Annotated in this window: 22 protein-coding genes; 20 read left to right on the forward strand and 2 right to left on the reverse strand. The window is 57.0% G+C overall.

Going from position 1 to position 20,247, the window contains the following annotated elements:
• Positions 1 to 15 precede the first annotated feature (15 nt).
• The 8 genes from VL197_05080 to VL197_05115 all read left to right on the forward strand — a co-directional run bounded on the left by VL197_05080 (position 16) and on the right by VL197_05115 (position 7,969).
• Positions 16 to 996: a CsgG/HfaB family protein gene (locus VL197_05080; protein HUJ17347.1), complete on the forward strand. Its 981-nt coding sequence runs from the start codon at positions 16 to 18 to the stop codon at positions 994 to 996.
• 35 nt (positions 997 to 1,031) lie between these two features.
• The gene (locus tag VL197_05085) at positions 1,032 to 1,805 is read left to right on the forward strand and encodes a FecR family protein (GenBank protein ID HUJ17348.1); all 774 of its coding nucleotides are present in this window, start codon (positions 1,032 to 1,034) and stop codon (positions 1,803 to 1,805) included.
• A 142-nt stretch (positions 1,806 to 1,947) separates the two neighbouring features.
• Positions 1,948 to 2,409 carry a Fur family transcriptional regulator gene (locus VL197_05090; GenBank protein HUJ17349.1) on the forward strand — a complete coding sequence of 154 codons (462 nt, stop codon included), beginning with the start codon at positions 1,948 to 1,950 and terminating at the stop codon, positions 2,407 to 2,409.
• 27 nt (positions 2,410 to 2,436) lie between these two features.
• On the forward strand, positions 2,437 to 4,422 hold the full coding sequence (feoB, locus tag VL197_05095; GenBank protein HUJ17350.1) for a ferrous iron transport protein B: 1,986 nt from the start codon (positions 2,437 to 2,439) through the stop codon (positions 4,420 to 4,422).
• A gap of 44 nt (positions 4,423 to 4,466) precedes the next feature.
• Entirely contained in the window at positions 4,467 to 5,183 is a 717-nt protein-coding gene (locus tag VL197_05100) for a metal-dependent transcriptional regulator (GenBank protein ID HUJ17351.1), read from the forward strand.
• A gap of 303 nt (positions 5,184 to 5,486) precedes the next feature.
• Positions 5,487 to 6,863 (forward strand): sigma-54 dependent transcriptional regulator, encoded by a 1,377-nt coding sequence (locus VL197_05105; protein HUJ17352.1) that lies wholly within the window; start codon positions 5,487 to 5,489, stop codon positions 6,861 to 6,863.
• 96 nt (positions 6,864 to 6,959) lie between these two features.
• The gene (locus tag VL197_05110; protein HUJ17353.1) at positions 6,960 to 7,379 is read left to right on the forward strand and encodes a response regulator; all 420 of its coding nucleotides are present in this window, start codon (positions 6,960 to 6,962) and stop codon (positions 7,377 to 7,379) included.
• A gap of 59 nt (positions 7,380 to 7,438) precedes the next feature.
• Positions 7,439 to 7,969 (forward strand): DUF4388 domain-containing protein, encoded by a 531-nt coding sequence (locus VL197_05115; GenBank protein ID HUJ17354.1) that lies wholly within the window; start codon positions 7,439 to 7,441, stop codon positions 7,967 to 7,969.
• 15 nt (positions 7,970 to 7,984) lie between these two features.
• On the opposite strand, the gene VL197_05120 is transcribed toward VL197_05115, so the two are convergent.
• Together VL197_05120 and VL197_05125 are read right to left on the reverse strand one after the other, a co-directional pair.
• Positions 7,985 to 8,536, reverse strand: coding sequence for a DUF4416 family protein (locus VL197_05120; GenBank protein HUJ17355.1), 552 nt, complete (start codon positions 8,534 to 8,536; stop codon positions 7,985 to 7,987).
• 12 nt (positions 8,537 to 8,548) lie between these two features.
• Positions 8,549 to 9,079, reverse strand: a complete 531-nt coding sequence (locus VL197_05125; protein ID HUJ17356.1) for a hypothetical protein — start codon at positions 9,077 to 9,079, stop codon at positions 8,549 to 8,551.
• Between the two features lie 133 nt (positions 9,080 to 9,212).
• Here VL197_05125 and VL197_05130 point away from each other — a divergent pair, with 133 nt between their 5' ends.
• The 12 genes from VL197_05130 to VL197_05185 all read left to right on the forward strand — a co-directional run bounded on the left by VL197_05130 (position 9,213) and on the right by VL197_05185 (position 20,088).
• Positions 9,213 to 9,620, forward strand: a complete 408-nt coding sequence (locus VL197_05130; GenBank protein HUJ17357.1) for an Rrf2 family transcriptional regulator — start codon at positions 9,213 to 9,215, stop codon at positions 9,618 to 9,620.
• A 332-nt stretch (positions 9,621 to 9,952) separates the two neighbouring features.
• Entirely contained in the window at positions 9,953 to 10,792 is an 840-nt protein-coding gene (locus VL197_05135; protein HUJ17358.1) for a menaquinone biosynthesis protein, read from the forward strand.
• Entirely contained in the window at positions 10,789 to 11,787 is a 999-nt protein-coding gene (locus tag VL197_05140) for a cation diffusion facilitator family transporter (GenBank protein ID HUJ17359.1), read from the forward strand. Before VL197_05135 ends, VL197_05140 begins: the two co-directional genes overlap by 4 nt.
• Before the next feature lie 74 nt (positions 11,788 to 11,861).
• Positions 11,862 to 12,446, forward strand: a complete 585-nt coding sequence (locus VL197_05145) for a hypothetical protein (GenBank protein ID HUJ17360.1) — start codon at positions 11,862 to 11,864, stop codon at positions 12,444 to 12,446.
• Positions 12,447 to 12,525: 79 nt separating this feature from the next.
• Entirely contained in the window at positions 12,526 to 13,812 is a 1,287-nt protein-coding gene (locus VL197_05150) for a TolC family protein (GenBank protein ID HUJ17361.1), read from the forward strand.
• Positions 13,813 to 13,851: 39 nt separating this feature from the next.
• Positions 13,852 to 14,301 (forward strand): SRPBCC domain-containing protein, encoded by a 450-nt coding sequence (locus VL197_05155; protein ID HUJ17362.1) that lies wholly within the window; start codon positions 13,852 to 13,854, stop codon positions 14,299 to 14,301.
• A gap of 137 nt (positions 14,302 to 14,438) precedes the next feature.
• The gene (locus tag VL197_05160) at positions 14,439 to 15,524 is read left to right on the forward strand and encodes an efflux RND transporter periplasmic adaptor subunit (protein ID HUJ17363.1); all 1,086 of its coding nucleotides are present in this window, start codon (positions 14,439 to 14,441) and stop codon (positions 15,522 to 15,524) included.
• Positions 15,525 to 15,560: 36 nt separating this feature from the next.
• A complete protein-coding gene (locus VL197_05165) occupies positions 15,561 to 16,238 on the forward strand; it encodes an ABC transporter ATP-binding protein (GenBank protein HUJ17364.1) in 678 nt (225 codons plus the stop codon).
• Entirely contained in the window at positions 16,235 to 17,443 is a 1,209-nt protein-coding gene (locus tag VL197_05170; GenBank protein ID HUJ17365.1) for an ABC transporter permease, read from the forward strand. Before VL197_05165 ends, VL197_05170 begins: the two co-directional genes overlap by 4 nt.
• Before the next feature lie 185 nt (positions 17,444 to 17,628).
• The gene (locus VL197_05175) at positions 17,629 to 17,961 is read left to right on the forward strand and encodes an antibiotic biosynthesis monooxygenase (protein HUJ17366.1); all 333 of its coding nucleotides are present in this window, start codon (positions 17,629 to 17,631) and stop codon (positions 17,959 to 17,961) included.
• A gap of 476 nt (positions 17,962 to 18,437) precedes the next feature.
• Positions 18,438 to 18,956, forward strand: a complete 519-nt coding sequence (gene dcd / locus VL197_05180) for a dCTP deaminase (protein ID HUJ17367.1) — start codon at positions 18,438 to 18,440, stop codon at positions 18,954 to 18,956.
• A 31-nt stretch (positions 18,957 to 18,987) separates the two neighbouring features.
• Entirely contained in the window at positions 18,988 to 20,088 is a 1,101-nt protein-coding gene (locus VL197_05185; protein HUJ17368.1) for a hypothetical protein, read from the forward strand.
• Positions 20,089 to 20,247 lie beyond the last annotated feature (159 nt).

The raw sequence follows: 20,247 nt of genomic DNA on the forward strand, positions 1-20,247 counted from the left end.
AAGAGGAGGAATGACATGGTAATCCTGAAACGCTTTCTGGTTATTACACTCTGCACCATTGCGGCCGTTTGTGCTGTCACGACAACGAGCGGCTGCGCTCCCCGCATGAAGGGACAGACCAAAGACGACACCACACTGACCAAAACGTCAAAGGAACTGCCGCAGACGAGCGACGTCAACGAATACCGGGGGCCGAAGCTGCGGGTCGGCGTCGTGAACTTCCAGAACAAGACGCCCTCGAAGGTTCTCGGCATCGGCGAGGCGGCGGCAGACATCCTCGGCACGATCCTGCAGAAGACGGACCGCTTCATCGTGATCCCACAGCAGGACATGGATTCTATCCTGGCGCAGCAGCGCATGGGAGCGTCAGGCGCCATCAATCCCGATACGGCGGCCCAGATGGGACAGGTCCTGGGATTGAATGCTATCGTGACCGGGGCGGTCACTGCCTATTCCGAGGCTGAAGAGGGCTCTGATTATCTCGTAGCCAAAAGCAAGAAGCAGATCGCACGGGTTACCGTCGATTATCGCATTGTCGACACGACAACGGGCGTCCAGATCATGGCCGATTCGGGGGCAGGCATCTACTCAAAATCCGTAAGCAGGGTTCTTGGCATGGGGTCCAAGGCCGGCTATGACCCCGATCTTCGAGACGGGGCGCTCAGGGACGCCCTGACCAAGGCGATGGTCAACATGATGCAGAAACTCGGCACCCGGAGGTGGACCGGCCGGATCGCCCAGGTTGACGGCGACAGTCTCTACATCAATGCCGGTCAGAAGTCCGGCCTGAACGTCGGAGACAAGCTGAAGATTTTCCGGGCGGGAAAGGACATCATTGATCCTGTCACGAAGGTGAAACTGGGCACCACGGAAAGTCCCATTGGCGAAGCCATTGTCCAGCAGAACGACCTCGGAGATTCGGCGGACCTGTCGATTGCCGCTCCAAGGTCCGGGACCGGATTCAGGCCGGGGGACATTGTCAAGCTGGCTAAATAGGAAGATCAGCTGTTTTGCGCAGAAAGGATACGGGTATGATGAAACGTCTCACGCATCGATTCCTTGTGTTCGCGGCGGTGTTTGCGCTGAGCAACGCGTTGGTTGCAACGGCTGCTGAACAGCCAGGAACCCGGAAGGAGGCAATCGTCACGGCCCTGGACGGGACCGCCCAGGTCTTTACGAAGGGCAGGCCGGGAGGCAGGGCGCTCAGGAAGGGCGATCGGCTCGGAAGTGAGCATGAGATCCGGGTAGGGGAGCGGTCGAGGATCGAGATCCGTTTCCCCGACGGGACGGTGATGAGGCTGTCGGAGAAGACACACCTGGCGATGAGCGAGCTGAAGTACGACAGCAAGACCGAAAGCAAGAACGTTCAGGTGAGTCTTGCCGTAGGAAAGCTCTGGGCGAACGTGAGAAAGCTGATGACGCCGGATTCATCGGTGGAGGTCAAAACCAGCAACGCCGTTGCGGGCGTACGCGGGACGGTGTATCGCGTGAACGTGGAGGAAGACCAGAGTGCACTGGTCAAGGTCTATGATGGTTCGGTCTCTGTTGCCAGCCCTCCGAAGGACGGCGCGAACAGGCAGCAGGTCCCCTATACCGCCCCGGTGCCGGTCCCCGGTCCGCACGAGGTGCCTCCGCCCATGCATGAGGTCACCCTGGAAGAATGGCATGTTATCGTGAAGGCCATGCAGCAGGTCTCCATTTCGTCCCAAGGTGTTGCATCAGAGCCGCAGGAGTTCGATCCCAAAGCTGATGCCGATGACTGGGTAAAATGGAACCAGGAGCGGGACCGGCAGATGAAGTTCTGATTACATGCGCTCCAACGGTTCGAGAGGCTCCTCCCGGCAGGGAGGGGCCTTTTTTATGGTCCGGGAAAGAGGCAAAGTGCTTGACTCTGGCCCGGCGTCATGGTATAACCTCAAAGTTGAAAATGGTTTTCAATATCAGAATATGCACAAACGGGCATCGGAACAATTAGCGGCGTACCTCGCGGGCAAGGGGCTGAAGTCCACCCATCAGCGCGACCGGATCCTCCGGATCTTCGTCGACGCGGGCAGGCACGTCAGCGCGGAAGAGCTGTATGCCCGGGTCAGGAAGGCTCAGCCGGGCATCGGGTACGCCACGGTCTACCGAACGCTGCGGCTGCTCGCCGGGGCCGGGATGGCAGAGGAGCGCAGGTTCGAGGACGGCTTCACCCGGTACGAGTACAAGGCATCGGACGGCGGCCATCACGACCATCTCATCTGCACACGGTGCGGGGAGATCGTTGAGTTCGAGAACGGACGGATCGAAGCGCTGCAGGAGGATGTTGCCCGGAAACGGGGTTTTCAGGTTCAGAGCCATAAACTTGAGATTTACGGCCTGTGCAGGAGTTGCCAGGGAAGAAAACAGAAACAGCAGCCTGCGGGATGAGCTTACGTTCAAGGAGCGGTTTATTTCATGCATGACCATGGTTCCCAGGAAAAAGAGCGGGATCGCGATTCGAGTCTTCACAAAATTCTTCTGATCGGCAACCCGAACGTGGGAAAAAGCGCGCTCTTCGGCCTCCTGACGGGAAGATATGTTACGGTGTCCAATTATCCGGGCACAACCGTGGAGGTGACGTACGGCAACGCTGTTCTCAATAAAACGCGGAGCCTCGTTATCGATACACCGGGCGTCAACAGCCTGGTGCCAATGTCCGAAGACGAGAAGGTAACGAGGGACATCCTCCTTACCGACCGAGCCGGCGTTGTGGTGCAGGTTGCGGACACCAAGAACCTGCGCCGGGGCCTCCTGATCACCCTGCAACTCGCGGAAATGGGCATTCCGTTCATTCTCGATCTTAATATGGACGACGAGGCAAAGAGCCGTGGTATCATGATCGACCAGGAAAAGCTTGCCCGTATTCTGGGCGTAGAGGTCGTCAAGACCGTTGCCATCAGGAGAAGCGGTATTGATAAGCTTTTGAAGGGCCTCCAGCATCCCAGACCGTCATCGATCTCTGTCCGGCACGAAGACGTCATTGAAGGCGGTATCAGGGACGTTTCCGCACTTCTTCCCGAGGCGTACATATCCCGGCGCGCACTCGCACTCATGATCCTTGCCGGCGATGAAAGCCTCAAAGCGTGGCTCCACGCGAACCTGCAGGACCATGTGATCGTTGAGATCGAGAAGATACGGCAGGATATCCAGTCGAAATACAACAACTCTCTCGGCTATCTCATCAATCAACGCCGCATGAAGAAGGCAGACGAGCTCCTCGCGCAGGTAACGACCCGCCACGAAGCGGGAAAAGGTTCGGCAATCGCATTTCATCTCGGCAGGCTGTCCATGCATCCGTTCTATGGCCTGCCGGTTCTGCTCGGTGTACTTTATCTCGTATATCAATTCGTAGGCGTGCTCGGGGCGGGGACGGCTGTCAACTTTTTGGAAAAGACCGTTTTCGGAGATTATCTGAATCCCTGGGCCACGAAGATCGTCGATGTTGTGTTCCCGTTCAAGTTCGTGCAGGAATTGCTGGTTGGCGACTACGGTCTTATCACCATGGCGCTCACATATTCAGTTGCGATCGTGCTTCCCATCGTGGGGTTCTTCTTCATTGCCTTCGGTATTCTGGAAGATTCCGGATATCTGCCGAGACTCGCGGTCATGGTAAATAAAATATTCAAGATCATGGGTCTGAACGGGAAGGCGGTGCTCCCGATGGTCCTGGGCCTCGGTTGCGATACCATGGCGACGCTCACGACACGGATCCTCGAGACCAGAAAGGAGCGCATCCTCGTGACATTGCTCCTGGCGCTCGGGGTGCCCTGTTCTGCGCAGCTTGGCGTGGTGCTTGGTATGGTCTCCGGCATCTCCGGGTACGCCACTGCCATTTGGATCGGGACCGTGGTCCTGGTGATGCTGCTCGTAGGTTATCTTGCCGCGAGGGCAATCCCGGGCGAACCGTCGGATTTCGTACTGGAACTGCCCCCGATCCGCGTGCCGCAGCTCACGAATATCCTGGTCAAGACCCTGGCCCGGGTGCAGTGGTACCTCAAGGAAGCGGTACCGCTATTCATCCTCGGGACGTTCATCCTCTTCGTGGGGCATAAAGTTGGCGCCCTGGAATACATGCAGAAGCTGACGGATCCGATCGTGGTCAATTTCCTGGGGTTGCCGAGCAAAGCCGCCGAGGCATTCGTTATCGGTTTTTTGCGCCGGGATTACGGAGCAGCAGGTCTCTTTGTATTGGCGAAGCAGGGAATGCTCGATCCGATCCAGATCGTCGTAAGTCTTGTCGTGATTACCCTGTTTGTTCCCTGCATCGCGAACTTTTTCATGATGGTCAAGGAGCAGGGGATGAGGGCCGCGCTGTATATGGTGGCGTTCATTTTCCCGTTTGCGTTCGCCGTGGGCGGCGCGCTGAACTGGCTGCTTAGGGCATTAAACGTAGCACTCTAAACGATGGCATGATGACCCAAGAACCAATGGTCCGAGGAGGAGCGATGTCTGAACATAACCGCATGAGCACTGTTGAGGGAAAAGCCGGCCACCCGGCGTTGTGCGTGCTGCCGGAGATCGAAAAGGAAGACGAGCTGTTTGAGATCATCTGGACCTTGAGAGAAGAGGGGAAACTTGCCCTGGACCTGATCGTCCAGAGCTGTACTCTCACGGACTGCGCACATATTTTAAAAGACCTTGCGAAGCACGGATGGATCGACATCAAAGGACAATCCGTGGAGCTTCTGGCTAAAGGGGAGAAAAGAGCCCGGGAGCTCGTTCGGCGGCACCGCCTTTCCCTGCGAATGTTCTATGACCTCTTCGCCCTTGATGGGGCTGAGGCGGAGGCGTGCAAATTCGAGCACATTCTTTCCCCGGAGGTGACGGACAGTGTCTGCTCACTGCTCGGCCATCCGCCGAACTCGCCCGACGGGAAGCCCATCCCGCGCGGCGAATGCTGCGCCATGTTCAAGCAGGAGATGAGGCCTCTCGTGGGCCCGATTGCCGATCTCATGCCCGGAGACCAGGCCAAGATCGTGTTCATAACACCCGGCTCCCATTCTCGGCTTGATAGACTTTCTGCAATGGGGGTCGTTCCCGGCAGCATCGTGAAGCTGCATCAGAAAAGGCCGTCCTATGTGATCCAGCTCGGTGAAACCATGATCGCCGTAGACAAGGATATTACAAGGGAGATATTTGTTAAGAAAGTACAGGCATCGTGATGCGGTTGCTACCGCCGGAACATGCCCTGATAGCACGCAATGCAAAAAAGAATAGCTTTTACTCCGGTTCTACGATGCAGACCCTTGATTCCCCTGAAATCTGCTATACTATTAAAGTATGAACTTGGTCCTGGCCGTGCAGTCAAGTCGTTAATCACTGTTTGAAGACAATATCTTGTTCCTGGGCGTTAAAGTTTCTTGGAAGGATACCGATAAGAACTTGAGATTTCCCTCTTTTTTCTCTAAAATGATAGGCAGCGACACGCGCTGGTTTAGTAATTAAAAGCCGGGGACTGTGGAAAGATGAGCAGCAGACCTCATATTTTGCTTGTGGATGACGAACCCTTTGTTCTCGAGTCTCTTCGCGAGATCGTCGAAAAAGAGGGAAGGTACGAGATCGCGGTTGCGGAAAATGGGAAAAAAGCATTGGAATCGTCTACCCGCGAGGTATACTCCGTCGTGATAACCGACCTCATGTTGCGGGATATCACCGGAATAGATCTGCTCAAGTCGATCAAGGCGCAAACACCGGAAACGCAGGTGATCATGGTAAGCGGAAAGGGAACCATCGATTATGCCGTTGAGGCCATGAAGATGGGCGCCTTCGACTTTCTTGCAAAACCCTATTCCCCGCCCCATCTGCTCCAGATCCTGGACCGGGCGAGAACCTATTATGATTCGCTTATTGAAAACAAGCAGTTGAGGGGTGAGATCAGGAGACTGAAGAAAAACTATGAGATCATCGGCGCTCATCCGAAGATCAGACGGATCAATGAGATCATCGAGAACATTGCTCCCTCCGACAGCACGGTCCTGATACAGGGAAAGAGCGGCACCGGCAAGGAACTCGTTGCCCGGGCGATTCACAGCGGGTCACTTCGCGCCGAGGGACCGTTTCAGGCGGTCAATTGCGGCGTGTTCACGGAAACTCTGATCGAGAACGAACTGTTCGGCCATGAGAAAGGCGCATATACCGGCGCCGTCCAGAAGGCTATCGGCAGGGTAGAGGCCGCGGAAGGCGGAACCCTGTTTCTTGATGAAATCGATACCATGCCCTTGACGCTCCAGGTTAAATTGCTCAGGGTTCTGGAAGATCGGTCATTTCAGCGCATCGGCGGGACAAAGCCGATCTACGTAGACTTCCGGCTTATCGCTGCTACGAACACCGACCTTCATGAAGCCGTTACCCGGAAGCTGTTCCGGGACGACCTCTACTACCGGTTGAATGTCATTTCCGTAACGCTCCCGGGACTGAGCGAGCGAACCAGCGATATCCCGCTTCTGGCCAATTCTTTCGTGGAACGCTACAAAGCGGGAAGCAGGGTGACGTCCATTTCAGCCGCTGCAATGGAGATGCTGATCAAATATCCCTGGCCGGGAAATGTCAGAGAGCTGATCAATGCCATCGAGTACGCCATGGTGATGGCCAAGGGAAGCCAGTTGATGCCGTCTGATCTTCCGGAATCGATCCAGGGGGGGGCTCAAGCAGTCCCGTCGGCGCATGAGGGGCTCTCCCTGAAGGAAACCGAACGGGAATTGATTGTGAGGACCCTCCGGGAATGTCACGGCAACAAGCATCTTGCAGCAAAGATGCTCAGGATTCCCCGGTCGACGCTCTACAGCAAGATCCAGAAGCACGGCATTACGACCGAAGAGAGGCCCGCTCAGGCGTATTCATAAGACAAGGCTAGAACGGGACCTTGGTCCATCATGATGCAGAATGAAACCGGCACGAAACGAGGGTTGTCGGGGGAATGCCGGAGGGAGATTGATACCATGAAGACGCTGCTGCTCGTTGATGACGAGCTGGAAAACCTGAGGAGCCTCGGTGAGGTGTTGAACCGGTTCGGGTACAAGGTCATCGCGAAACCCGACGCCCAGTCCGCCCTGGGCGTAGTGCGGGAAGGGACCAAGGTTGATCTCGTCATCACCGATTATCGCATGCCGGGAATGGACGGACTCGAATTCCTTATTCTCCTGAAACAGATTCTCCCTTCAGTTCCCGTGGTCATGCTGACCGCATATGGGGCGGTCGAGACGTATCTGAAGTCGCTGAGCCTGGGAGTGTTCGAATACGTCAACAAACCGGTGAAGGCGAAGGAACTCGGCCGCATCGTCAAAGCGGCGCTTGAATGTTCCAAGAGCACCGGTGGTCCTGCGGACGGAGGCTCTCTGAAAGCCGTTTCATCGGACTGAGTGCAACCGGGTGAATCCTTGTTTGACAGGACAATCTTTTTGTGGTTAAATAAATCTCGATGAAATGCGAAACGACAGGATTTACCCTGCAGGATATATTGCTGCTCCTCGGGCTCAAAGAAGCGACCGGAGAGTTAGTTCTTGAGTCCGGCAACAACATCGGAACCATCATCCTTCATAAGGGGAAGGTCCTGCAGGCATCTTCTCCCTATTCCCGCGCCATCGGGGATCTCCTCGTCGAGGACGGCATCATCACGGAAGGCGAGCTTCTGGAAATCTTGATGAATCAGAAGAAGAGCGCCGTGGCTCCGATCGGCGTGCTTTTCTTGAAAACCGGGAAAATAAGCTTCGAAGTCATCGAAATGATGGTCCATGAGCAGATTCGGCAGTCAATACGGGAGTTCGTGATGTGGAACAAGCTCCGCGTAAGCTTCGTTGAGAAGGAGGTCATCCCGTTCGACAGGATCAATCTCCCGGTCCATGAGTTCATCCCGCCCGAGACTCTGAAGTCGGCAGCCAGCGTCTGTTCCCTGAATCCCGACTGGAAGGACAAATCCCCGTCTGCACCAGCAGCGTCCACGACCGCATGAACTCATGCGGCTCCTTCACCCCGGTTTCCGCCCGAGCTGCTGCCGAAGCCCGTCCCTTGCCTTGTTGAATAATCGTAGATAGTCTTCCGTCCTAAAATCAAAATAGGTATGTTCAAGGGCTGCGAACGTATTCAATCTGCTGTCATATCTCAGCGTGACCTCGGCGTAGACGTGTTCACCGATATACAGGCGGTGGGCGTAATCCTTGGTCGTCGCGAGAATGACTTTGGCCTCGGTCACGTATCCGGGATCTATATTGATCCTTCGCCGGGCACCGGACGGGGAATCAAGGGAAAATCTTTTTTCCAGCGCCGTGGTGAAATGTTTCAAGCGCGGCAGGACCTCCGGCGGCGCGACGCGCCGGAAAAAGATGAACTTCCTGAATAGGGAGTTTCCCATCTCCTCGCGGTAATAGTCCGAGAACGGCCATGGCTCGGTTTCGCTTTCCATGTCGAGGGGACCGTATTCGTCAGCCAGGATGGCCGCACATTGAAGGAACAGGTCCGCTTCGGGTGAAAGCATGCCCACGAACGGTTTTACCGGCAATGGAGCTTTAAGGTCACCCATCGTTTGTTGACGCTACTCAAACAGTTGCCGTGACAGGCCGTTCTGCCCGTTCAACGGCAGTTCCACGTCGATCTCGATCCCGCCATCGTCACGTTCCCGCTCTCCCGTGACGTGGTATCCTTTGATGTAGCCCTGGATCTTCTCGGTAAAGTCACGCTCACCCATGTGCGATCGAACGTTACCGTCGGAACCGACTTTGATCTCGGAGACTGCCTTGACCAGCTTTCGCTCTGCATCGGACAAGGCAGCACGCTCCGCCAGCTCTCTTCGAATCGTCGGGCTCGCGGCGTTCGCGGGGGGCATTCCGATGCCCGTGACCCTGATCTTGCCCGCCGCCCAGTCAACGCCCTCCTGCTCTGCGGCGAGCAGGAGGTGGAGCGGGCTGACTGATGCGTCAGCGATGCGCACGAGCACAGGACGTTCCGCGGCAGGGGAGGCGTCGCGTGCATGCCGATCCGCGGCCCCGCTCTCGCCTCCTGCAGGGACAGAAGCGAGGACGGGCCCCACCAGTACCAATGCCGTGATGATCAGTGAGAGCTTCACCCATACTCCTTTTTGCAGGATCATTATACCATAAAAGAGAATAAAAAAATCTTTGATGCCGGCAGGTTTGCTCCGGACCGGTCCCTGAAGCTAATAATCTTGACAAGGAGGACAGGTTTGCTATAGTACGTACATGCAGATCACACGGGAAGGGGACTACGGGATACGAAGCGTCCTGTATCTCACGCGCCAGCCGTTCAATAAGATAAGTTTTGTGAATGAAATCTCCGAGGAGTACAAGATTCCTCGAAGTTTTCTCGCGAAGATACTGCAGAAACTCGTGAAGGCAAAGATCGTCCGATCCTACCGGGGAGTCAAGGGCGGGTTTTCCCTCGCCCGTCAGGCCCGGGATATCTCCATGCTTGATGTTATCGAGGCGATAGAAGGGAAGGTCTATCTGAACAGCTGCCTGTATGATAAAAAAACGTGCTCGTTTTCGAAACATTGCCCCGTCAATCCCGTCTGGGCCACCATCCAGGAACGATTCACGGAAATGCTACGAAAAATGAACTTTGAGGATATCGCCCGGCAGAAGCGTTGAGCCGCACTCTCCACCCGCCCCCGTGATCTTCTTTCGGAACGATACCCGTAACTTCCCGCCGAACCTCTCCCGGACGTTGATTGCCGTGGCTGGAAGTATGTTCCCCCTCACTGTTCCCTTGCCAGACAGAAGTCCGTGAGAATGTGGGCGGAATACTTCTTCGAGGGGATGGTTTGCGCGGCCTTGAAGACAGGATCGAATATCAATGCTTAATTTTGAAGAACACAAAGAACATGCAGAACGGGGGCCTCTCAGAATGCAATAGCGAACGGCTCTCTGAATGAAATCGCATACTCTCCACCCATTTCGGGGTTCGAGGTGCCGGACTAACGATGCTCAAACTCGGTCATATCATCTACTCAAACTGCTTCCCGCCTCATGCCGGGATCGTGACGGGGAAGATACCGTTTCCCTTCGCGCTCGTCGAGGGCATCCCCACAGAACTGAACCGCATGCTGCACGCGGGTAGCGTGGACGTATCGCCCTCCTCCTCGATAGAGTATGCAATGAATCCCGGGCGCTATCTGCTGCTGCCGGGGCTGTCCATCACGTCGCCCCATGAGGTCAAAAGCATCATCCTGCAGAGCCGCGCTCCGATGGAAGAACTGGATGGGAGGACGGTGGCCCTGACGTCTGCTTCTGCAACCTCTGTCGTGCTGCTCAGGATACTTCTGGAACGCTACAAGAAGGTGCGACCGGTCTATACGACCTTCGCACAGGGGATCGACGACCCGTACGGGCGTGCAGATGCCATGCTCTTCATCGGAGACCTCGCCCTGAAGACGAAGCCGACGATTGAATACCCCCATCTCTTCGATCTCGGGAAGGTATGGCACGAGTTTACGGGCCTGCCCTTTGTGTTCGCCCTCTGGCAGGTGAACTACAAGAAAAGCATTGATAAGGACCTCTCCGTGCTTTATGATATAGTAGTCGCATCGAAGGCGTATGGGCTGGCGAACATTCCCGAACTGGCCCGGTCGCAATCCGGCCGGTTCGGCCTTCCGGCCGCGCTGCTGGCCGATTATTGGAGCTCGTTCAGCTATGATCTCACCGAATTCGAGAAAAGGGGGCTGCTCGCTTTTTATGCCTATGCGGCGGAAATCGGCGCCATAAAAAAATCAGGTGGCCTGACGTTTTGGGAAAAAGGGGATAAGAACGGGGATATCGCATGACGGTCGCACAACGATACGAAGACCATCACGATCACGACCATGATCATGCTCACGATCACCATGGTCATGCTCACGGTCACGCTCATAGTTTCTCCCTGCCTTCCGGAGGAAAGCGCGACCTGCTCGTCGCACTCGCGATCACCGTCCTCATGATGGTTGCCGAGGTCGTCGGCGGAGTGCTTTCAAACAGCCTCGCGCTCCTGTCTGATGCGGGACACATGCTGACGGACAATCTGGCATTGCTCCTCTCCTTCTTTGCCATGAAGTTTGCCTCCATGCCTGCCACGGAGCGAAAGACCTTCGGATTCTACCGCCTCGAGATCCTCGCCGCATTCGTGAATGGCATCGTTCTGGTGCTGGTGTCTTTTTACATCATCTACGAGGCCTATTTGCGGATCAGGCACCCGGAGCCCGTGGGCGGCAAACTCATGCTGATTATCGCGGCCATCGGTCTGGTGGCCAATATCGTCGGCGCCTTTGTCCTGAACAAGCACAGCAGCGACAGCCTGAATATCCGTGGCGCCTACCTGCATATCCTCGGCGACGCCCTGTCGTCGGTCGGCGTCGTCATCGGAGGCGTCATCATCCTTTATACCGGCTGGTACCTGGTGGACCCGATCCTGAGCATCCTGATCTCGCTCGTGATCGTCTACGGGGCCTGGGCCCTGGTCAAGGAATCGGTCAATATCCTGCTTGAGGCGGCACCCGCCCATATCGACATCGATGCGGTCGGCCTGGAGTTCCAGAAGATCGAGGGGGTACGCGAAGCCTATCATATCCACGTCTGGACCATCACCTCAGGCGTCTATGCCATGAGCGCCCACGTCATCATTGACGACCAGCTCGTCAGCCTGAACCGGGACCTGCTCGACCGGATCAGGGCGATGCTCTCCGCGAGATTCAAGATCATGCACAGCACGATCCAGATCGAATGCGAACGGTGCGATATGAACCCCGTCTGCGGGCTGCCCAATGCCGTTCGCACCTCCCCATAAATAAGACCGCGTACTGCCCTGCATTCCCGCCGGATCGGCGAGGGCGGGTTTCTGTCCATGAGGGATGAGGAGATATGAAACACACGGGACGGAAGCTGTATCATATGCTCGGAGGCCTCGGGCTGCTCTCTCTCTACCATATTCTCGGCAGGGGACAGGCGCTCGTTGTCTACGCGGTCCTGCTCCTTATCGTCCTTGCTCTCGATGTGACGCGGCTCAGGGTGGCAGCCCTCAACCAATTCATCTTTTTGCGGTTCCCCGGTTTCATTCGCCAGAACGAGGCCGCGAAGCTCACCGGCACCGCCCCGTACATCCTCGGCATCGCGCTCTGCTGCTATCTGTTCCGCAGCGATATCGCCTCGGCAGCGATCTGTTTTCTGGCATGCGGGGACGTGGCGGCAACCACGATCGGAGAGCGCTTCGGCAGAACGAAGATCGGCGATAAGAGCCTCGAAGGGACCATCGCTTTTGTTGCTGCCGCTGCCGTAGCCGGCCTCCTCCTGCCGCTTGCCGGGATTCCGGTAGTGCCTGGCGTCATTCTCGTCGGAGCCATCGCCGCGGCCGGCATAGAGATACTGCCGCTGCCGGTGAACGATAATCTTGCAATACCGCTCCTGTCCGGCGCGGTGATGACGCTGATCTCGCGGCTCGCGGGCTGAACGTGAATGTTGCACGGCCGGGGGTTTGCCCTGCCCGGGCCGGAGTCAGCATGATATAATTGCCAAGAGGTACGGACGATTGCGTCGTAGCGTTTTCATACTGCTCCTGCTGGCCTCTGCGGCCCTGTCCCCTCCGGCCCTTGCGGCGCAAACGCTTACTCTGCGCGACTGCATAGAGACCGCGCTCGGAAAGCAGCCGACCATACAGGCGGCGCAGCAGGGAGTCAACGCCGGCAAGGGCCGCGAAACGCAGTCAGGCTCCCCCCTGTTGCCGCAGCTCAACGCCAGCACCGGATACTCTGTTTCCCGGGCAGCGGGCGGCGCCTTCGGGTCAAGCGTGACAAAAGGCTATAACACCACACTGTCCCTGAACGTTCTGCTGTATGATTTCGGGAAGACGGGCAACGCGCTCGATGCCGCCCGATGGGGCACGCGTTCATCTGAACATGAACTCGAACGCACGGTTCAGGACGTCGTCCTCAGTGTGAAGCAGGCGTATTATGCAGTGCTCGCGGCCAAGAAGCTTGTAGAAGTTGCCCAAAAGACGATCGAACAGACCGAAAGTCACTTAAAACAGGCCCAGGCGTTCTTTCTGGCTGGTTCCAAGCCCCGCTTCGATGTGACCCGCGCCGAGGTGGAAGTGAACAACGCCAAGCTCGGCTTGATCAATGCGAAGAACAGCGTCCGCATTCAGACCATTGTTCTGAACAATGCCATGGGCATCGATCCCGGACAACCGACGGAGATCGAGAACCAGCTCCCAGCGGTCCCGGCAATGACGACCCTGGAACAGGCGCAGGCGGATGCGCTGAAGGACCGTCCCGAAATGTTCAAAGCAGAGGCGGACATCGAGGCTGCCAAGGCCCAGTTGCAATCGGAGGAAGCGGCCTATTTCCCGACGCTTTCGGCGAACGGTTCGTACAATCTTGCATCGGGAACCGCCGAAATGGGAGCATTCCGGGGTGATATAGGCAACAGTTGGAACGCGGGGGTTCTCCTGAGCGTTCCTCTGTTCCAAGGCGGCCTCACCAAGGGCAAAGTGAGCGAGGCGCGGGCGAACCTTCTCGCCCTTGAGTTCCAGAAGGCCGCTGCCCGGCAGTCGATCCTGCTTGAGGTCAACCAGTCCTACGCGGACATGGAGAGCGCCAAGGTGCGCATCGACGTGATGGAAAGTTCGCTGCAAAAGGCCAGAGAGAACCTGGAGACCGCGCAAGGCAGATATGAGGCCGGCATCGGTCCTTATCTTGAGGTAACCGATGCGCAGCTTTCCGCGGTCAATGCCGAGAGAGACCACGTTCAGGCGCTCTATGACTACTTTCTCGCAATTGCGCGGCTGCTCAAGGCGATGGGCTCGCGGTACGAATAAGGAGACTGGAGACAAGCGGGTAAAAGGAGGGTCGGGGCTATGCCATCGAAAGAAGTTGTCTTCACCATCAGGCTGCCGATCGAATATGTCTGGTCCTTCATGACCGACCGCAAGGAGGTCGGCTGCCTGTTCCCGGGATGCGTTAGAGTGAAGATAATCAACGATCTCGATTCGGTCTGGACCGTGAAGTTCTCGCTGGGGCCGTTCAGCAGGACCCTGGAGATGAATACGCACACGACCGAGATGGTCGAGAACGAACGGCTTTCCTGGGAAGCCACGGGCGAGCACATGAAGGCCGCCGGCATGGTCCTTCTCCGCAGGGTCAATGACGAGGAGACGGAGATCACCTACCGCATCGAAGGCCATGTGACCGGAAGGTTCAGCATGCTCCAGGACATCGTTGTTGCCGAGAAGCTCGGCGAGGTGGCCCGGGGGTTCATGAAAAGCATCAAGGAGAGGCTGGAATACAAGGCCGAGAAGGTGGATTAGAATACCGCCGTTTCAATGCAGGACTAAGGGCCTAAAAAATTATTTTGCGCTGATTTATACGATTCTGGGATGAAGGATCAGGACTTTTTCAGGCCGGTAATTCGCTTTTATCAATGCCCCATTCAGGATCGGCATATATGGCATTCATGACGAAAAAGACCCTTATCTGGATTGTTGCGCTTGTTGCCGTCGTCGCAGCCGTCATCATGCTCACCGGGAAGAAGCCCGTGCCGGTCAAGGTTACGGAAATCAAACCCGGCGAGCTGCGCGTGGTCGTGAACGCCACAACGACGTCCACGATCAAATCGGAAACGGAAGTAACGCTCTCCGCGCAGCGAACAGGCAGGGTCGTGGCGCTTCCGGTCCGCGAGGGCGATATCGTAAAGGCCGGCGCGCTCATCTGCAGGCTCGACCTGACCGAGGAGTCGGTCCAGAGCGAAAGCGTCCTGGCCCAGAGCAAGGCGACTTATGATGAGGCCGACAAGAACCTGAAGCGGACCGAGGGCTTGTTCGAGAAAGGCATGGTCGCCCAGCAGGATCTTGACACCGCGCGCAAGGCCTATGAGGTGGCAAAATCCCAGTATGAGGCCGCGAAGGCCGATTCGGGCGTGAAACGGGATTATTCGATCATTCTGGCACCCTTCAGCGGCGTGATCGCGAAGAAGTATACCGAGGTCGGCGAGCTCCTGCTGCCGGGCAAACAGATCGTCCAGATCGTGAATCCCGACCGGATCTACGTGCTGGCAACGATCGACGAAGTGGACGTGGGACGTCTCAAGCTCGGCCAGCCGGTCACGATCACCGTGGACGCCTATCCCGGGGAAAAATTCCGGGGTGTGGTCGGACGGATATCGCCGATCGTGAGCGGCGGCAAGCTCGAGACCCGGACCGCCGACGTCTGGATCTATTTCAACCAGAAGGACGCCCGGATGAAGCCGGGCATGTCGGCGGACATCGAGATCCTGATCACGACCCTCGAGAACGTGATATCCGTGCCTTCCCAGTGCGTCGTGGAGCGGGACAGCCGGAAGCAGGTGTTCATTGCCGAAGGGAAGTCGCTGAAGACCGGAGCGGCAGCCATCGCTCGGCTGAGGCCGGTCGAGGTCGGCGAGACGAATTGGAGCTTCACCGAGATCACGAAAGGCCTTGTCGTCGGGGAGTTTGTCATCACCACGCCCGAGGCGGAGGGCCTGAAGAACGGGGTCAAGGTGAAGGTGGAGTAGATCCGCCGCATTCACGCATAAGCACATTGACGCGTAATGATCGATCTTTCCAAGATAACCAAGTCCTATCGGATGGGCGAGATGGAACTGCAGGTCCTCTCCGGCGTATCCCTCGCGGTCCAAAAGGGCGAACTGATCGCCATCATGGGGCCGTCCGGCTCCGGCAAATCCACGCTCATGAACATCATCGGATGCCTCGACCGGCCGACCAGCGGGGTCTACCGGTTCGAGAACCGGGAGATCAGCACGATGACCGATGATGAGCTTGCATCGGTCAGAAACAGCAAGCTCGGCTTCGTGTTCCAGACCTTCAACCTCCTTCCCCGTTTTTCCGCCCTGAAAAATGTCGAAGTGCCGCTCATCTACAGCGGGGTGCCTGCGCGTCAGCGCAGGGAGCGCGCCCTGCCGCTGCTGCAAAGAGTCGGTCTCGGGGACCGGATGGACCACAAGCCGACCGAGCTTTCCGGCGGACAGCAGCAGCGCGTGGCGATCGCCCGCGCGCTCGTGAACAACCCTCCGCTCCTGCTCGCGGACGAGCCGACCGGCAACCTTGACAGCCGTTCCGGCGAGGATATCCTTAAAATCCTGACCGGCCTCAATGACCAGGGCGTCACCGTCATCATCGTCACCCACGACCAGAACGTCGCGGCGAAGTGCAGGCGGATCATCACGCTGAAGGACGGCCAGATTCTGGACGACAGGGCGCAGGCATGAACTTTTTCGAAACCTTCAGGGTGGCCTTCGAGGCGATATTGTCGAACAAGGTCCGGTCGGGCCTGACCATGCTCGGCGTGATCATCGGCGTCATGGCCGTGATCCTGCTCGTGTCCATCGGCGAGGGCGCGCGCGTCTACATTACCGGGGAGCTTACGGGTCTCGGCACGAACCTCCTGATCATCACGCCCGGGAAGACGAGCACCAGCGGCGGCTTCCACCCGCCCTCGGCGGGCACCGTGCGCAAATTGACCTACGACGATTCCCTGGCGCTCCGGCGGCGGGCGTGGCTCCTGACCGACGCAGTCCCGATCGTGCTCGGCACGGGCAAGGTCAAGTACCAGAACCGCAGCCGCGATACCACCATCATCGGCACCACGATCGAATTCGAACGGGTCCGTAACCTTTTCGTGGATACCGGCTCATTCGTCGCCCTGGAAGACGTGGACGGAAAATCGAAAGTGATCGTTCTCGGCAGAAAGGTGAAGGACGAGCTCTTCGGGGATGAGTCGCCGCTCGGAAAGGTCGTCATGCTGTCGGATGCCCGCTACCGGGTGATCGGCGTCATGCGGAAAAAGGGGACGAGCCTGGGATGGGACATTGACGACGTGGTGTTCATACCGGTGACGAGCGGCCAGGAGCTGTTCGACACGGACGGGCTCTTCGAGATCCTTGCCTCGACGCCGAGGGCCGAGGACGTTGACCGCGCCATCTCGCAGATCAAGGACATCCTGATACGTCGCCACGCGCACAAGGAGGACTTCACGATCCAGACGCAGGGCGCGATGCTCTCGACCATGAATACGATCCTTGGCGTCCTGACGGCCGTGCTCGGCGGCATTGCAGGTATCTCGCTGCTCGTGGGCGGCATCGGGATCATGAACATCATGCTCGTCTCGGTCCGGGAGCGGACGCGGGAGATCGGCATCCGGAAGGCATTGGGCGCGAGGAACCGGGACATCATGGCCCAATTCATGATCGAGGCCATGACGCTCTCCGGCGCCGGCGGGATCATCGGCATCCTGATCGGCGTAGGACTGGCGCTCCTGATCCCCGTGTTCGTGGATGTACTGCCGACCAGCGTTTCGCTCTGGTCGATCCTGATGGCGTTCTTCTTCTCCGCGGCTGTCGGTGTGTTCTTCGGCGTCTACCCGGCCCGCAAGGCCGCGCTCCAGGACCCGATCCAGGCGCTCAGGTACGAGTGAGAAACTGCATCCACCACTTCCATAAGTCCTTAGACGAGCCAAGCAACGAGAGCTTTTCATCTCACATACCATGATTTCCCATACCAAAGTCTTTAATCGTTTAAACAGGAATCTATTCTAACCGTTATTGGCAGTTGCGGTATACTTTAAAGGAAAGAGGAATGTCAGGAAGAGGAGGTAGACCTATGGTTACCGTAGCATTGTACGTCCGCCTGGAAGCCAAGCCGGGAAAAGAAGCAGAAGTCGAGAGTTTTCTGAAGAGCGGTCTTCCGATCGTCGAGGAGGAGCCGGCTACGACGGCCTGGTTCGGAATCCGTTTGGGCCCGTCAACGTTCGGCATTTTCGATGCCTTCCCTGACGAGAAGGGACGGCAGGCGCATCTCTCGGGAAGGGTGGCAGCCGCCTTGATGGCTAAGGCCCCCGAGCTCCTGGCGAAGCCGCCGGTAATCGAGAAAGTCGACGTTCTCGCGGCAAAGCTTCCCGAAGCGAAACTCGCAAAAGAGAGAAAGGCCGCATGACAACCACGTTGCACCGACCGTCATCACATGGGGAGCCCTGCCAGGGTTCAGGCATCATGACAGGGAAGAAGAGCGCCTGAGCATGATAGCATTGACCGCGCACAATCCCATGACCGGTGGTTGTTTCTTGCACGCCTTGAAAATGTATCGAATAAAAATGCAAGGCGCGGGATGGAGGCTGTATCCCGCGCTTTTTTTGTTGCAGGCGACAGATATCGGATGCCGTATGCGGAAGGGATGCTGGTAACTCTGCATCATCATCAACAGGGAACGCCGGCGGTCAGACTTGAACCGGGAAGTCATATATGGTATCTGTTTTTTTATGGAATACATATTGCTCGTATATTCGACGGTTCTCGTGCGGTCAGGTACCCTGCATTGAATACCACTGTTTGAAATCGTGATTCCATGGTATATTCCGGGAGTATGACGTGCGGCACTTATCGTCTGCAAATAATCATTGAAAGGCAGCTAAAATGAGTGTACTGATCGGGAAAGAGATCTTGAAAGCGTTAAAGAGGAAATCGATCATCATCGAGCCGCTCGACAAAGAGCAGATCGGTCCCGGCTCCATTGATCTTACCCTTGGCAATGATTTCAGGATCTTTAAAAAACGCTCCAGGATCTATCACATTAAGAATGACTCTCTCTTCCAGGATATAACGAAAGCTATTCATGTCAAAGACGGCGAATATATCGTCATAAAACCCGGCGAGATGATCCTCGGGATCACGAGAGAGAAAATTACGCTTGCCGACAACATATCCGGCCGGCTGGAAGGAAGAAGCAGGTTTGCGCGCTTCGGGCTGGCCGTGCATGTTACCGCCGGGTTCATGCATCCGGGCATCGCGAACCACCAGGTCCTGGAAATAGTCAATCTGGGACATGCACCCTTAGCCCTGTATCCAGGAACCAGGATCTGCCAGTTCATATTTGAAGAGTGCGACGGCCATGCCATGTATCAGGGGAGATTTGTCGGACAGGTTAAGCCATGATACGAAGCGCGTTCTTGCGAGGTGATTGTTTGTGAAAGAAACGGGATATACTGTTTTGGATGATGGCAGGGTCGTGTTCCGATACGCCGGACTGCGGAATGAGGCCCCCTTCGAAGTCGAGATAACCTGTCCGATCACCAGCAGGGTTCACGAGAACCATGCCGGGATACGGGAACAACACCGCGCGTGGGCACGCAGCTTTAAAATCCCGCCCGGCGAAGAAGGCTACCAGCGATACTGTGACACCCGTCTTGATCTGCTGCCGGCGTATCAGCTCTATGATCTTCCGGTCGAAGCGGCGATCATCCACAGCCACCTCATGACGTGGTTCTTCGTTTTTGATGACGTCATGGATATGGACCACGGACTCGAGAATGAGGCCAGGTCCTATACCGAAAAATTATGCAGGAGACACCTGGAGATACTCGGCGGGGCCGTTGCGGTCGAAGGCGACCCGTGCTGCATTCATGCTTTCTCCGACTTCCTGCGAAAGGTCAGGCTGCTCGGCGGCGATGCATTCGCCCGCTGGTATGAGCGCATGGTGCACCATCTCCGGGAGTATGTCCTCGGCGCTTATTGGGAGAGCCTCATAGGCCCCACGACGGACGTGAATGCCAACACCGCGATGTACCTTCAGGTCAGGCACATGGCGGTTGGTGTTGCTCCCTGCATCGATCTCATGGCAGTCGCCGGGAAGATAGACGGACGACCGCTTCTGGACAACTTCTTTATCCAGCGGCTCGAGAGGCTGGCGATCAACTACAGCATCTGGGTCAATGACCGCGCCGGCCTGGGGCGTGATATGAAGCGCGGACTGGGCAACGTCATCTTCACGCTCAGGCGGGACCACGCGCTCTCCCTTGCCGACGCAACCCGGATGGTGGCGCGAATGTGCGATGCCGAACTTCAAGCGTTCTTCGCAATCGAACAACAGCTGCCGATGCTGATCGGGGATGACTACGGCAGGAATAGAGCGATCTATGAGGCCTATGCGGACATTCTGAAGCGATGGATGCGCGGGCTCCTGGACTGGTCCGCCCGGAGCGACCGGTATCAGCGGCTGGATGTTGACATGGCCCTGCAGAATGGATCCGTGATACGGCGGGCTTCACACAGGTATTTCGCTGATTAAACGGCATGCCTCACGAGTCATGCCCGCCCTGCTCCGCGCTCGGCTAAAATTTCCCTGATTCCGCTTCAATTGTTTTGAGCGGGATCAGGTATTTCCCGTTCTCCATCCTGCCCTCGATCTTGATCGGATAGCAGCCACCCAGCCCCTTTTCCAGCTTAT

The organism is Nitrospirota bacterium (assembly GCA_035516965.1).
Taxonomy (GTDB): Bacteria; Nitrospirota; UBA9217; order UBA9217; family UBA9217; genus MHEA01.